The 13,777-nt window shown below is 66.8% G+C and carries 19 protein-coding genes; 17 read left to right on the top strand and 2 right to left on the bottom strand.

Features of this window, described 5'->3' with window-relative positions; genetic code table 11:
* Nucleotides 1-153: 153 nt before the first annotated feature.
* Nucleotides 154-1,032, bottom strand: a complete 879-nt coding sequence (locus C1877_RS13740; RefSeq protein ID WP_114569422.1) for an SDR family oxidoreductase — start codon at nucleotides 1,030-1,032, stop codon at nucleotides 154-156.
* A 246-nt stretch (nucleotides 1,033-1,278) separates the two neighbouring features.
* Between C1877_RS13740 and C1877_RS13735 the strand changes: the two genes are divergently transcribed.
* Entirely contained in the window at nucleotides 1,279-2,463 is a 1,185-nt protein-coding gene (locus C1877_RS13735) for an FprA family A-type flavoprotein (RefSeq protein WP_114569421.1), read from the top strand.
* A gap of 97 nt (nucleotides 2,464-2,560) precedes the next feature.
* Entirely contained in the window at nucleotides 2,561-3,490 is a 930-nt protein-coding gene (locus C1877_RS13730; protein ID WP_114569420.1) for a diacylglycerol/lipid kinase family protein, read from the top strand.
* A gap of 15 nt (nucleotides 3,491-3,505) precedes the next feature.
* On the opposite strand, the gene C1877_RS13725 is transcribed toward C1877_RS13730, so the two are convergent.
* Nucleotides 3,506-4,396, bottom strand: coding sequence for a DUF5996 family protein (locus tag C1877_RS13725; RefSeq protein WP_015539835.1), 891 nt, complete (start codon nucleotides 4,394-4,396; stop codon nucleotides 3,506-3,508).
* Between the two features lie 249 nt (nucleotides 4,397-4,645).
* Here C1877_RS13725 and C1877_RS13720 point away from each other — a divergent pair, with 249 nt between their 5' ends.
* From C1877_RS13720 to rplR, 15 genes are all read left to right on the top strand, one after another.
* Complete coding sequence (locus tag C1877_RS13720) at nucleotides 4,646-6,787, top strand: YgiQ family radical SAM protein (RefSeq protein ID WP_114569419.1); 2,142 nt, start codon at nucleotides 4,646-4,648, stop codon at nucleotides 6,785-6,787.
* 710 nt (nucleotides 6,788-7,497) lie between these two features.
* Nucleotides 7,498-8,328, top strand: a complete 831-nt coding sequence (gene rplB / locus C1877_RS13715; RefSeq protein ID WP_015539834.1) for a 50S ribosomal protein L2 — start codon at nucleotides 7,498-7,500, stop codon at nucleotides 8,326-8,328.
* 22 nt (nucleotides 8,329-8,350) lie between these two features.
* Nucleotides 8,351-8,623 (top strand): 30S ribosomal protein S19, encoded by a 273-nt coding sequence (rpsS, locus tag C1877_RS13710; protein ID WP_041239448.1) that lies wholly within the window; start codon nucleotides 8,351-8,353, stop codon nucleotides 8,621-8,623.
* Nucleotides 8,624-8,638: 15 nt separating this feature from the next.
* Complete coding sequence (gene rplV, locus C1877_RS13705) at nucleotides 8,639-8,980, top strand: 50S ribosomal protein L22 (RefSeq protein ID WP_015539833.1); 342 nt, start codon at nucleotides 8,639-8,641, stop codon at nucleotides 8,978-8,980.
* Between the two features lie 5 nt (nucleotides 8,981-8,985).
* A complete protein-coding gene (gene rpsC, locus C1877_RS13700) occupies nucleotides 8,986-9,699 on the top strand; it encodes a 30S ribosomal protein S3 (protein ID WP_015539832.1) in 714 nt (237 codons plus the stop codon).
* Entirely contained in the window at nucleotides 9,700-10,122 is a 423-nt protein-coding gene (gene rplP, locus C1877_RS13695; RefSeq protein ID WP_015539831.1) for a 50S ribosomal protein L16, read from the top strand.
* The gene (gene rpmC / locus C1877_RS13690; protein WP_015539830.1) at nucleotides 10,123-10,317 is read left to right on the top strand and encodes a 50S ribosomal protein L29; all 195 of its coding nucleotides are present in this window, start codon (nucleotides 10,123-10,125) and stop codon (nucleotides 10,315-10,317) included. It begins immediately after the preceding gene.
* A 25-nt stretch (nucleotides 10,318-10,342) separates the two neighbouring features.
* Nucleotides 10,343-10,603, top strand: coding sequence for a 30S ribosomal protein S17 (gene rpsQ, locus C1877_RS13685; protein ID WP_015539829.1), 261 nt, complete (start codon nucleotides 10,343-10,345; stop codon nucleotides 10,601-10,603).
* A 48-nt stretch (nucleotides 10,604-10,651) separates the two neighbouring features.
* A complete protein-coding gene (gene rplN, locus C1877_RS13680; RefSeq protein ID WP_015539828.1) occupies nucleotides 10,652-11,020 on the top strand; it encodes a 50S ribosomal protein L14 in 369 nt (122 codons plus the stop codon).
* Nucleotides 11,021-11,036: 16 nt separating this feature from the next.
* A complete protein-coding gene (gene rplX, locus C1877_RS13675) occupies nucleotides 11,037-11,360 on the top strand; it encodes a 50S ribosomal protein L24 (protein WP_041239447.1) in 324 nt (107 codons plus the stop codon).
* Nucleotides 11,361-11,482: 122 nt separating this feature from the next.
* On the top strand, nucleotides 11,483-12,031 hold the full coding sequence (gene rplE / locus C1877_RS13670) for a 50S ribosomal protein L5 (RefSeq protein WP_015539826.1): 549 nt from the start codon (nucleotides 11,483-11,485) through the stop codon (nucleotides 12,029-12,031).
* 71 nt (nucleotides 12,032-12,102) lie between these two features.
* Nucleotides 12,103-12,288, top strand: a complete 186-nt coding sequence (locus tag C1877_RS13665; RefSeq protein WP_041239446.1) for a type Z 30S ribosomal protein S14 — start codon at nucleotides 12,103-12,105, stop codon at nucleotides 12,286-12,288.
* 111 nt (nucleotides 12,289-12,399) lie between these two features.
* The gene (gene rpsH / locus C1877_RS13660) at nucleotides 12,400-12,798 is read left to right on the top strand and encodes a 30S ribosomal protein S8 (protein WP_015539824.1); all 399 of its coding nucleotides are present in this window, start codon (nucleotides 12,400-12,402) and stop codon (nucleotides 12,796-12,798) included.
* 19 nt (nucleotides 12,799-12,817) lie between these two features.
* Nucleotides 12,818-13,360 carry a 50S ribosomal protein L6 gene (rplF, locus tag C1877_RS13655; protein ID WP_015539823.1) on the top strand — a complete coding sequence of 181 codons (543 nt, stop codon included), beginning with the start codon at nucleotides 12,818-12,820 and terminating at the stop codon, nucleotides 13,358-13,360.
* Between the two features lie 40 nt (nucleotides 13,361-13,400).
* Nucleotides 13,401-13,769: a 50S ribosomal protein L18 gene (rplR, locus tag C1877_RS13650; RefSeq protein ID WP_015539822.1), complete on the top strand. Its 369-nt coding sequence runs from the start codon at nucleotides 13,401-13,403 to the stop codon at nucleotides 13,767-13,769.
* Nucleotides 13,770-13,777 lie beyond the last annotated feature (8 nt).

The following is a 13,777-nucleotide window of genomic DNA, read 5'->3' as shown; positions in this document are numbered from 1 at the left end:
CGGCAGGCTCAAGGGCTTCCGCGAGGAGGGCCGGATGGTGTACGATACGATCACGGGCCGCAGGAGGCGGCTCGGCTACGCCGTCTAGGCGGTCCAAGCGGGCTGCCGCACTCCCACCGGCCGTTTTCTGCCGCCAGGCGTCGGAATTCCCGCCTATCCGTTCACCACGGTGCCGCCGTTCACGTGAATGACCTGCCCCGAGATGTAGCTAGAGTCATCGCAGGCCAGGAACACGTAGGCAGGGGCCAGCTCGTAGGGCTGGCCGGGGCGCCCCATGGGCACGCCCTCGCCGAAGTGGCGCACCTTGCTGCTGTCGGTGCCGTACGAGGCGGGGTTCAGCGGCGTCCAGATGGGGCCGGGCGCCACCGCGTTCACGCGAATACCGCGGCTGACCAGCTCCTCGTTCTCGGAAAGCGAGCGGGTGAACGCCGTGATGGCGCCCTTCGTGGCCGAGTAGTCCAAGAGCTGGGGGCTTCCCTGGTAGGCCGTCACCGACGTGGTGTTCACGATGGCCCCGCCCTCCGGCAGGTGCGGCAGCGCGGCCTTCACCAAGAAGAACATGCTGAAGATGTTCGTCTGGAACGTGCGCACGAGCTGGGCTTGCGTGATGTCGAGGATGCTCTGCTGCGGCGTCTGCTCGCCGGCGTTGTTCACGAGCACGTCCAGACGGCCCCAGGCGTCCACGATGCCGCCCACCGTGCGGCGGCAGAACTCCTCGTCGCCCACATCGCCCTTGAACACGAGCGCACGTCGGCCGAGCGAGCGGATGCGCCCGGTCACCGCCTGCGCGTCGTCGTCGGACGAGTAGTACACGAGGGCCACGTCGGCGCCCTCCTTCGCGAACGCGATGGCCGCGGCGGCGCCGATGCCGCTGTCGCCGCCGGTCACGAGGGCGGCTTTGCCCTCGAGCTTGCCGGCGGGGCGGTAGTCCTCGCTTTCGAGCTGCGGCCTTGGGTCCACGTTCGCGCGCACGTCGTCCATGGCGTAGCCCGCCTTCGGTGCCTGGGTCTCGAGCGTTGCCGTTTGCGTCATAAGGGGCTCCTTCCCTTCGGGGTACGGCCGCAGCTTACGCCTGCGGCCGCCCGCCTTCCCGTCCCGGCGCGCGGCGTTACGGGGCCCTTCGGCGGCGGTAACGCCCGCGAGAACTGCGCCCGCGCGTGCCCGTTCATCCGCTCAGCCCGAATGCGGGCATTTCGCTAACAATTACCCCGCGCACCCCTCTGACAACCGCGCCACGCCGCTATACTGGAGCAAAACGGAAAGAGGAAGGAGCCTGTCATGCTGCATGCGGTCGAGGTAAAGCCGGACGTGTACTGGGTCGGGGGCGTCGATTGGAACGAGCGGAACTTCCACGGCTACACGACGGACCGGGGGTCCACGTACAACGCCTACCTCATCATGGACGAGCAGCCCACGCTCATCGACACGTGCAAGCCCGCGTTCGCCGACGAGCTCGTCGAGCGCGTGCGCGAGGTGGTGGACCCCGCGCGCATCGAGCACATCGTGGCGAACCACGTGGAGCAGGACCATTCCGGCGCGCTGCCGGCCCTCTGCGCGCTGGCGCCGAACGCCCGCATCTACGCGAGCGCCCCGCACGGCGTGAGCGGCCTCGCCGCCCACTACGGCGACCGCGGCCACGTGCCCGTCAAGACCGGCGACACGCTCGCCATCGGCAAACGCACGCTCACGTTCACCCAGACCGTCATGGTGCACTGGCCCGACAACATGGTCGCCTATTCCGATGCCGACCGCATCCTGTTCTCCAACGACGCGTTCGGTCAGCACTACGCCTCCTCGAAGCGTTTCGACGACGAGGTGGGCCTGCCCGAGGTGCTGGCCCAGGCCAAGAAGTACTACGCGAACATCGTGATGCCCTACTCGCGCCACGTCCAGCGTGCGCTGGGAGCCCTTGGCGGCCTGGACATCGACATGATCGCGCCGAGCCACGGCGTGGTCTGGCGCAGCCACGTCCCCGAGATCCTGGACACCTACGCGTGCTGGAGCTCGCTCGCGCCCGAGGACTACGCCGTGGTGGTTTACGACTCCATGTGGCATACCACCGAGGCCATGGCCCGCGAGATACTGGAGGCGTTCATCGAGTGCGGCGTCCCCGCGCGCCTGTTCGACCTCAAGGCGAACCACATCTCCGACATCATGACCGAGGTGCTGTCGGCGAAGTACGTGGCCGTGGGCTCGCCCACGCTCAACAACGGGATGATGCCCACGGTCGCGGCCTTCCTCTGCTACCTCAAGGGCCTCTCGCCGAAGACGGGCTGGGAGGGACGCGTGGGCATCCCGTTCGGCTCGTACGGCTGGGGCAAGAACGGCCCCGACGAGGTGGCCGAGGCGCTGGAGAAGTGCGGCTTCGACCTCGCGCTCGGCACGCTCGCGCACCAGTGGACCGCCGACGCCGCCAGCCTGGAAGAGCTCCAGCGCGCCGTCGTGGACGGCGTGGGGAGGTAACCGCTGCCGGTCGCGCCCCTTTCCCCTTATAATAGGCGGCGATAGCATCCGCCAAGGGTCCCAACCCGGCGGGAACGAGCCGAGCGAAAGGAAGCCCATGCCAACCCCTTTGGGAAAGACGCTGCTCATCGCCAACCCGGCGGCGCAGAACGGCAACGGGGCCGCCGCGGCCGAGCGCGCGGCGGCGCTGCTGGGCGATGCCCTGGGCGACGGCGCGCTCGACGTGGCGTCCACGCGCGGGCCCGGCGAGGCCGTGCGCCTGGCGGCGGGCGCGGGCGCGTACGACACGGTGCTCGCCCTCGGCGGCGACGGCGTCATCCACGAGGCGGCCAACGGGCTCATGCGGCTGCCGGCGGGGGAGCGCCCGACCTTCGGCATCGTGCCGGTGGGCTCGGGAAACGACTACGCGCGCACCCTCGGCATGTCGGCGCGCTCGGTGGACGCGGCCGTGGCGCAGCTGCTCGCAGCCCGCGCGCGCCCCGCCGACGTGGGCCGGTGCAACGGCGAGTTCTTCGTGGAGACGCTCTCCTTCGGCGTGGACGCGGCCATCGCGCTCGACACGGTGGAGCGGCGGGCGCGCACGGGCCGCACCGGCACGGCGCTCTACCTGGCCAGCGGCATGGACCAGCTGCTGCACCACCTGGACTGCCACCGCTACACCGCCTCGTTCGACGGCGGCGAACCGGTGCGTGGCGCGTCGTTCACGTTCGCGGTGCAGGTGGGCCCCACCTACGGCGGCGGCTTCCGCATCTGCCCGGACGCGCGCATCGACGACGGCCTGCTGGACGTGTGCATCGCGCACCCGCCCTTCGGCGTCGCGCGCGCCGTCTTCGTGTTCCTGCTGGCAAAGGGCGGCCGCCACACCGGCTTTCGGCAGATCGAGCTGCGCCGCGCCCGCACGCTGTCGGTGCGCTTCGACGCGCCCCCGCCCGTCCAGATCGACGGAGAGCCCCTTGAGGCCGCCGAGTACGCCATCGACGTCGTGCCCCGCGCCCTCGGCGTGCTCGTGCCCGAAACCCGCGGCTGACCTCGAGTCGGCTCCCTAAACCAGCAGCGGGCGCGTGAGCCAGTCGAAGCGCTCCCAGCGCTGGTTCGCGGCGATGTTCACGAAGGCGTCGTGGCAGAACCTCACGACGGCGGCGTGCGGGTCGTCAGCGCGCAGCACGTCCTCCAGTTTGAGGAAGTACTCGGCGCTCGACGGGTCGTAGTACGCGCCCGGCACGTCAACCTCGGGCATGACCCCCTCGAGGAAGGGATAGGCCATCACGAAGAACGCCGGGTCGTCGGCCTTCTCGTCGCCCGGCCAGAAGCCGAACTCCACGAACTGCTCGTCGAGCGCCACGCGCTCCACGATGCCGCCCTCTCCCGCGTACGGGCACGGCTTTCCCGAGAACAGCACGCACGTCAGATCGAGCGTTCCCCAGAACAGCGACGGCTGCATCTTCTTCCCGCGGAAGCCGGCCGAGAAGTCCAGCAGGGCGCCCTGGGCGAACAGGCACTGCTCGAAGTAGTTCCAGGCGGCCCCGCCGTCGAACGCGAGCGGCTCGGCGAGCGCGTAGAAGGGCGTCTGGGTGAACATCTCCTGCGGCACCGGGTAGAGGGGCACCGGGTGCCCGACAGCCTCCAGAAGCAGCGTGAACCGCTCGTAGTAGCGGGCCACGGACGTGCCGTCCTCGAGCGGGAACGACGCCTCCTCGCCGGTCGTCGCCACGGCCTGCACCTGCGGCTCGTCCAGGCGCAGCCGGATCTCGAACCCGCCCGCGCCGTGCGGCACGAAGCCGGTGGAGAACCCGTCGGGCACCGGCTCGAGCAGCACGTGGCCCCATTCCGGCTGGGGCTCGAGGCATTCCAGCTTCACCTTGCCCATCATCTGGGCCACCATATGCAGCGCGATGCACGTCTCGCGCCATTGGCTGTACGTCTGCAGGTGCATGGCTTCTCCTTGCTGTCGGTTCGCGGGGACCGACGGTCGTTCCGCGGGGGTGGGTTGAGCGCGCGAAGGCGGTTCGGGGTCTCAATCGGGACAGTCTAGCCGCCTCCCCGCATCCCTGCAGCGGCGGCCCGAAGGCGTCATCAGGTCGTGGGGAAGGGGTTACGCGGGTGGCGGATGCCCCGCATTTCCGCTACGATGGCGGGGTAGCGGAAACGATCATGCGCGCCCCGCGCGCCGGCAAGGAGTCCCATGAGCGCACAGTTTCTCCCGGTGAACCGTCAGGATATGGCGGAACGCGGCTGGGACCAAGTCGACTTCGTCTACGTGTCGGGCGACGCGTACGTCGACCACCCCTCGTTCGGCGCGGCCATCGTCACGCGGCTTCTGGAGTCGCACGGCTACAAGGTGGGCGTCATCGCGCAGCCCGACTGGAACGACCCGGCCTCGGTGGCTGCGCTCGGCGAGCCGCGGCTGGCGTTCCTCGTGTCGGCCGGCAATATGGACTCCATGGTGAACCACTACACCGTGGCCAGGAAGCGCCGCCGCGAGGACGCGTACTCGCCGGGCGGGCAGGCGGGCCTGCGCCCGAACCACGCGGCCGTCGTCTACAGCAACCTCATCCGCCGCACGTTCAAGAAGACGCCCATCGTGCTGGGCGGCATCGAGGCGAGCTTGCGGCGGCTCGCGCACTACGACTACTGGTCGGATAAGATGAAGCGCTCCATCCTGCTGGACTCCGGGGCCGACCTCGTGAGCTTCGGCATGGGGGAGCGCTCCGTGGTTGAGATAGCCGACGCGCTTGCCGCGGGCCTGTCCATCGACGACCTCACGTTCATCGACGGCACCGTCTACCGCGCGAACTCGCTTGCGCACGTCTACGATGCGGTGGAGCTGCCCTCGTTCCCCGACTTGCAGGCCGATCCCCTGAACTACGCGCGCAGCTTCGCCGTGCAGTACGCCAACAGCGATCCCTTCATCGGGAAGCGTCTGGTGGAGCCGTATTCCGACCACGAGTTCGTCGTGCAGAACCCGCCGGCCGCCCCGCTTTCGCAGGCCGAGATGGACGCCGTCTACCGCCTGCCCTTCGCGCGCACGTACCACCCGATGTACGAGGAGGCCGGCGGCGTGCCGGCCATCAAGGAGGTGCGGTTCAGCCTCACCAGCAGCCGCGGCTGCTTCGGCGAGTGCTCGTTCTGCGCGCTCACGTTCCATCAGGGGCGCATCGTGCAGGCGCGTAGCCACGACTCGCTCGTGGAGGAGGCGCGGGCCATCACCGACGATCCCGACTTCAAGGGCTATATCCACGACGTGGGCGGTCCCACGGCGAACTTCCGCGCCCCCGCCTGCGCCAAGCAGACGAAGGCCGGCGCCTGCCCGCACCAGCGCTGCCTGTTCCCGGAGCCGTGCGAGCGCCTCGAGGCGGACCATGTGGACTACCTCAAGCTGCTCGAGCGGCTGCGCAAGCTCCCCGGCGTGAAGAAGGTGTTCGTGCGCTCCGGCATCCGCTTCGACTACGTGCTGGCCGACCGCAAGCACGGCGACGAGTTCATCTACGAGCTCTGCGAGAACCACGTGAGCGGCCAGCTGAAGGTGGCACCCGAGCACGTGTCCGACACCGTGCTCGCCCATATGGGCAAGCCGCCCCGCGCCGTGTACGAGCGCTTCGTGCAGAAGTACGAGCAGGCGAACGAGGAGCTGGGGAAGAGGCAGTACCTCGTGCCCTACCTCATGTCGTCGCACCCCGGCTCCACGCTCGACGAGGCCGTGGAGCTGGCCGAGTACGTGCGCGACCTGGGGTACATGCCCGAACAGGTGCAAGACTTTTACCCCACGCCCTCCACTATGTCCACGGTCATGTACGCCACCGGCGTGGACCCGCACACCATGCAGCCCGTCTACGTGCCGAAGTCCCCGCACGAGAAGGCGCTCCAGCGCGCCCTCATCCAGTACCGCGATCCGAAGAACCGCCCCCTCGTGCTGGAGGCCCTGAAGAAGGCCGGCCGCATGGACCTGGTGGGCCACGGCCGCGAATGCCTCGTGCGCCCCGAGGGCGCCCCGCCCGCCAAGGGCCCCCGCGGCAAGGCGTCCGGCTCCGCCACCCTGCGCAAGGCCGCGAGCAAGGCCGACCCTGCGCGCAAGGGAAGCGGCAAGGGCGGCGGCAAGGGCGAGGGTGCTCGCAAGGGGAAAGGAAAGGGCGCAGGCAGGGGCGAACCCACGCGTAAGGACGGCGGCAAGCCTTCTGCGAAGCAGCCGGCCGGCAGGGACGCCGCCGACCGGTCCTCCCGTCCCTCGTCGCCGCACAAGGCCGCGAAGGGCTCGCCGAAGCGCCCGGGAGCCTCGTCCCCGAAAAGCGGGCGTGCCAAGGGAGGCCGCGGACCCCGCCGCCCCTAGCCTTCCAAGGCCTTTGCGGACGTTGCTGCGAAACCCTCTGTGCTGAAGGGGCTGCGGCGCCTCGTCGCCCCGGAGCAACTGCAGTCCCTCGGCGCACGTGCTCGCCAGCCGCTCTTTGCCGCGCTTGAGCCGCGATCCTCGGAAGCGGCCGAAGCCTGCGGGCGCGGAGGGCTGCGTTTTGTGGCAGATTATGCAATTTATTCGTCGCTGGAGGCGTCGATACCGCGCTGCCGAACTGTCCTCGACGACGAACAGTCGCGTTTCCCCTGTTGGGAGGCATGCCCTTTCCTCAAGCGCCCGCAGCTGCCCCAGATGGCGATGAATACCCTCCATTTTCTGCCAGAAAGGGCGTCTCCCCGCGCGCAAAGGGGTCGCATCGTCCTCCGGGCAGTCGGGAACCTGCGTGTCGCACGCCGCCGAAGGCGGCAGGCGGGGCGAGCGGTCACGGCGCCCCCTCCGCGCCCTCGTACCACCCTCCGCAACTTGTGCGCAAGTTGTGTGCGCAAATCAACTCTTGATACCTGACCCGGAGGGGTTTATAATTCTCGGTTGCGTCTGGTCATTGATAGATACACCCGGACGCGTGGTACACCGGAGTCGCGTGCGTCAAGCCTCCCCAAGGCGCAGCGGCAATCGGCAGTCCACGAAGCGACAAGGGGTCTTTGGGGTACGGAGAGGCGTGCGAGCAAAGATCCGAAGAAAGGACAGTAATGGGAGTCAAACAGTACAAGCCGACGAGCCCGGGCCGACGTTTCCAGACGGTCTCGGACTTCGCCGAGATCACGACGGACAAGCCGGAGAAGTCCCTGCTTGCGCCGCTGTCGAACAAGGCGGGCCGCAACAACAACGGCCGCATCACGACGCGGCACCAGGGCGGCGGCAACAAGCGCCGCTACCGCATCATCGACTTCAAGCGCCAGAAGGACGGCGTGCCCGCGAAGGTCGCTACCATCGAGTACGACCCGAACCGCAGCGCCCGCATCGCCCTTCTGCACTACGTCGACGGCGAGAAGCGCTACATCCTTCATCCGAAGGGCCTCCGCGTGGGCGACACCGTCATGAGCGGCCCCGAGGCCGACATCAAGCCGGGCAACGCGCTGCCGCTGGCCAACATCCCCGTCGGCACGCTCATCCACGCCGTGGAGCTGCAGCCGGGCAAGGGCGCCGCCATCGCGCGTTCCGCCGGCACCAGTATCCAGCTCATGGGCAAGGAGGGCAACTACGCCATCCTGCGCATGCCGTCCTCCGAGATGCGCCGCGTGCTCATCACGTGCCGCGCCACGGTGGGCGAGGTCGGCAACGCCGAGCATGCCAACATCAAGATCGGCAAGGCCGGACGCAACCGCTGGAAGGGCATCCGCCCCAGCGTCCGCGGTACCGTCATGAACCCGGTCGACCACCCGCACGGCGGCGGCGAGGGCAAGAACAAGTCCGCTGGTCGTCACCCGGTCACCCCGTGGGGCGTTCCCACGAAGGGCCATCGCACCCGCAATCCCAAGAAGGCTTCGAGCCGCTTGATCATCCGCCGTCGCAAGAAGTAGCGCAAAGCGTTAAGGAGTAATAGTGAGTAGAAGTTTGAAGAAGGGTCCTTTCGTTGAGCCGCGGCTTCTTGATCGTATCGAGAAGATGAATGCGGCGGGCGAGAAGAACGTCGTGAAGACCTGGTCGCGCTCCAGCACCATCTTCCCGGAGATGGTGGGGCACACCATCGCCGTGCATGATGGCCGCAAGCACGTGCCGGTCTACGTCACCGAATCCATGGTCGGCCACAAGCTGGGCGAATTCGCCCCGACCCGCACGTTCAAGGGTCACTCCGCCGACAAGGGCAAGCGATAAGAAGGGGTGAAAACAATGGAAGCTAAAGCTGTAGCACGCTATGTCCGCGTTTCGCCCCGCAAGGCGCGCATCGTAGTAGACCTGGTCCGCGGCAAGTCCGTTATCCAGGCCCGCGAGATCCTCGCGTTCACGAACCGCGGTGTGGCGGAAGCCGTCGAGAAGACGCTGAACTCCGCCGTGGCCAACGCCGAGCACCAGCACCACGTGCGTCCGGAATCGCTCATCGTGAAGACGGCCTTCGTCGACGAGGGCCCCACGCTGAAGCGCATCCGTCCGCGCGCCAAGGGCTCCGCGTCGCGCATCCGCAAGCGCACGAGCCACATCACGATCATCGTTGCACCGCGAGAGGAGGCATAAGCCGTATGGGTCAGAAAGTTAGCCCCACCGGGTTCCGCCTTGGCATCACCGAAGATTGGCGCAGCCGTTGGTACTCCGACAAGGACTACGCCAAGAACCTGGAAAACGACTTGGCCATCAGGAAGTTCCTGGACAAGTACCTCGCCCGTGCCGCCGTCTCCAAGGTTGAGATTGAGCGCGCCGGCGACAAGATCAAGGTCATCGTCACCACGGCCCGCCCGGGCGTCGTGATCGGCAAGAAGGGCGCCGAGATCGACTCCCTGCGCAAGAAGCTGGAGAAGGTTGCCAGCGGCCCGGTGTCCATCGAGGTCGTCGAGGTCAAGCGCCCCGAGCTCGATGCCGCGCTCATCGCGCAGTCCGTGGCCGAGCAGCTCGAGGGCCGCGTGGCCTTCCGTCGCGCCATGCGCAAGGCGGTCCAGTCCGCCCGCAAGAGCGGTGCCAAGGGCATCCGCATCCAGTGCTCCGGCCGCTTGGGCGGCGCGGAGATGAGCCGTCGCGAGTGGTATCGCGAGGGCCGCGTGCCGCTGCACACGCTGCGCGCGAAGATCGACTACGGTTTCTGCACCGCCGCCACCACGATGGGCTCCATCGGCGTGCAGGTGTGGGTGTACCACGGCGAGATGCTCCCCGGCCAGAAGGCGCCGAACCCGGCGCTCGAGGGCAGCTCCCGCCCGAACCGTTCCCGTCGCAACGACCGCAACGAGAGGGGGGCGAAGTAAATGCTCGTACCTAAGCGCGTCAAGCACCGCAAGGTGCAGCGTGGTTCCATGAAGGGCAAGGCCAAGGGCGGCACCCGGCTGAACCACGGCACGTGGGGCATCCAGGCGCTCGAGGCGCACTGGATCACCAACCGCCAGATCGAGGCAGCCCGTATCGCCATGACCCGTCACATGAAGCGTGGCGGCAAGGTGTGGATCACGATCTTCCCCGACAAGCCTATCACGCAGAAGCCGGCAGAAACCCGCATGGGTTCCGGCAAGGGCAACCCCGAGGCATGGGTCGCCGTCGTCAAGCCCGGCCGCATCATGTTCGAGATCGACGGTGTCGACGAGGAGACCGCCAAGGAAGCTCTGCGTCTCGCCATCAACAAGTTGCCCATCAAGTGCAAGATTGTTTCCAAGGAAACGGAAGGGCAGGAATAAATGAAAGCAGCAGAGATCCGTGAGCTTTCTGCCGACGATTTGCAGGCGAAACTCAAAGAAGCGCGCGCGGAGCTTTTCAATCTGCGCTTCCAGATGGCCACGAGCCAGCTCGACAACACCGCCCGCGTGGGTCAGGTCAAAAAGGACATCGCCCGCATCCAGACCGAGATGCGTGCCCGCGAGCTGAACGCCTAGAGCGCGGATAAGGAAGGTTATATACATGAGTGAAGATCGTAACTCCCGCAAGGTCCGCCAGGGCACCGTGGTGAGCGCCGTCAACGACAAGACCTGCGTCGTGCAAGTCAAGGAGCGCAAGCCGCATCCCGTGTACGGCAAGATGATGACGACCACGAAGAAGTTCCACGCCCACGACGAGAACAACGAGGCCGGCGTCGGCGACACCGTGCGCATCATGGAGACGCGCCCGCTGTCCAAGATGAAGCGCTGGCGTCTGATCGAGATCGTGGAAAAGGCCAAATAGCCTGCGTGCTCGCATGCATGCCCGTAAGAGGAAAGTTAGGTTACAGCAATGATTCAGATGCAAACCATGCTCGCAGTGGCCGACAACTCCGGCGCTCGCAAGGTGCAGTGCATCAAGGTCCTCGGCGGCTCCAAGCGCCGTTACGCGGGCCTCGGTGACGTGATCATCTGCAGCGTGAAGGAAGCGGCGCCCAACGGCAACGTCAAGAAGGGCGAGGTCGTGCGCTGCGTCGTCGTGCGCGTGAAGAAGGAAGTCCGCCGCCCCGACGGCAGCTACATCAAGTTCGACCAGAACGCCGCCGTGCTCATCAACAACGACGGCGCGCCCCGCGGCACCCGCATCTTCGGGCCCGTTGCCCGCGAGCTGCGCGACAAGAAGTACATGAAGATCGTGTCTCTGGCACCGGAAACGCTGTAGGGGAGGTGTGCGTAATATGAGTGGTATGAACATCAAGAAGGGCGACAAGGTCAAGGTTCTGTCCGGCAAGGACAAGGGCAAGGAGGGCGTCGTGCTGCGCGCGCTTCCGCAGAAGGAGCGCGTGGTGGTGGAGAAGGTCAACATGATCAAGAAGGCCATGCGCCCCACGCAGCAGAACCCGCAGGGCGGCATCTCCACCATGGAGGCCCCCATCCACGTGTCCAACGTCATGGTCATCTGCCCCGAGTGCAAGCAGCCCACGCGTACGGGCAAGAAGCGCGACGAGAACGGCAAGAAGATCCGCGTCTGCAAGAAGTGCGGCAAGGACATCGACAAATAGCAAGCCTGCGGGCGCTGCGCGCCGCCACGGCGCGCAGCGCGGCAACCGCATGAACATGACCCCGGCACCGCCGGGGACGCCGGGTCGGAAATCCTGCGTTTAATTCATCGAAAGGAAACGAAATGACCGCTCCTCGCCTGAAGGAACAGTACAAGACCGAGATCGTGCCCAAGCTCGAGCAGGAGCTCGGCATCAAGAACATCAACGAGGTCCCGCGCCTCGAGAAGATCGTCGTGAACATGGGCGTGGGCGCCGCAGCCTCCGACTCGAAGCTGCTCGACGCCGCCATGGCCGATCTGCGCACCATCACGGGCCAGCAGCCCTGCGTCACGCGCGCCAAGAAGTCCATCGCCGGCTTCCACCTGCGCGAGGGCCAGGCCATCGGCTGCAAGGTCACGCTGCGCGGCGACCGCATGTGGGAGTTCCTGGACCGCCTGCTGGCGACCGCCCTCCCGCGCGTCCGCGACTTCCGCGGCATCTCGCCGAAGAGCTTCGACGGCCGCGGCAACTACACGATGGGCATCACCGAGCAGCTGATCTTCCCGGAGATCGACTACGACAAGATCGACCGCACGCGCGGTATGGATATCACGGTCGTCACGACCGCGGACAACAACGAGGACGCCTTCGCGCTGCTCTCCGCGCTGGGCTTCCCCTTCAAGGACAAGTAGGTTGCTTGATCCCACGATGGTACTTGCACCCGCGCGCGAGCGCGGGTCGAGGATAGGAAAGAAGGAATTGCATGGCTAAGAAATCGATGATCGCCAAGGCGAAGCGCGAGCCGAAGTTCTCGACGCGCCAGCACAACCGCTGCACGCGTTGCGGACGCCCCCGCGCTTACTACCGCAAGTTCGGCCTGTGCCGCGTGTGCCTGCGCGAGCTGGCCAACAAAGGCGAACTGCCCGGCGTGACCAAGTCTTCGTGGTAAGCCGCCAGACTCAAGTCACGTTCAAGGGTGTGCCCGCGTAGAAGGCGGAGGCGTTACGGGCGCCGACGAACCGTGCGCGCGGCTCATCACGGATCAAAGGAGAACAGAACCATGACCATGACCGACCCCATCGCAGACATGCTTACGCGCGTGCGTAACGCAAACTCTGCCGGCAAGCAGACGGTTTCCATGCCGTCGAGCAAGAAGCTTGTCGAGATAGCCCGCATCATGCAGGAAGAGGGCTACATCCAGCGCTACGACGTCGTCGAGGGCGAGCCCCGCGCGACGCTGGAGATCGTGCTGAAGTACGGCGACAAGAAGGCCAAGACCATCCGCGGCATCAAGCGCATCTCGAAGCCCGGCCTGCGTATCTACGCGGGCAAGGACGAGCTGCCCCGGGTGCTCGGCGGACTCGGCACCGCAATCATCTCGACGAGCCTCGGCGTGATGACCGACCGCGACGCCCGCAAAAAGGGCGTTGGCGGCGAAGTCATCGCGTACGTGTGGTAGGAAAGGGAGGTAGGTAGATATGTCTCGTATCGGCAAACAGCCCATCACCGTTCCTGCCGGCGTCGACGTTACCATCGACGGCACCACCGTGACGGTCAAGGGCCCGAAGGGCGAGCTCACCCGCAGCTTCCCCGAGATCATGATCATCAAGCGCGAGGGCGACGACATCATCGTCGAGCGCCCGGACGACAGCCGCGACGCGAAGGCCTTCCACGGCCTCGTGCGCACGCTCATCGCGAACATGGTCGAGGGCACCGCGAACGGCTTCTCCAAGAAGCTCCAGCTCGTGGGCGTCGGCTACCGTGCCGCGCTCAAGGGCAAGGACCTGGAGATGCAGCTCGGCTTCTCTCATCCCGTGCTCGTGGAGGCGCCGGAGAACATCACGTTCGAGGTCCCGAGCCAAACCGAGATCATCGTGTCCGGCCCCAGCAAGGAGCAGGTCGGCCAGGTGGCGGCGAACATCCGCAAGTGGCGCAAGCCGGAGCCCTACAAGGGCAAGGGCATTCGCTACGAGGGCGAGCATGTGCGTCGCAAGCTGGGCAAGGCCGCCAAGGGCGACTAACGTTTGAGCCTCTACACGGTTTGAGATCGAAGGGATAATCATGAACAAGCTTCAGAAGAAACAAGCCGGGTTGGCTCGCCGCCATCGCCGCGTGCGCGGCAAGGTTTCCGGCACGGCGGCGCGTCCGCGCCTGTGCGTCACGCGCAGCAACAACAACATCTACGTCCAGCTCGTCGACGACGTCGCCAGCAAGACCATCTGCGGCGTGTCCACGCTCGGTGCCGAGTTCAAGGCCACGGGCAAGAAGGGCGGCACCGTCGAGGGCGCGGCTGCCCTCGGCGAGATCGTCGGCAAGAAGGCGCAGGAGAACGGCGTCACGGAGGTCGTGTTCGACCGTGGCGGTCATCTGTATCACGGGCGCGTGCAGGCTCTGGCCGATGCGGCTCGCGAAGCCGGCCTGAAATTCTAGAAGGGGTT

The organism is Gordonibacter pamelaeae (assembly GCF_003340385.1).
Taxonomy (GTDB): domain Bacteria; phylum Actinomycetota; class Coriobacteriia; order Coriobacteriales; family Eggerthellaceae; genus Gordonibacter; species Gordonibacter pamelaeae.
Note: the sequence above shows the minus strand (reverse complement) of the source record. Positions and strands in the feature narration are given on the sequence as shown.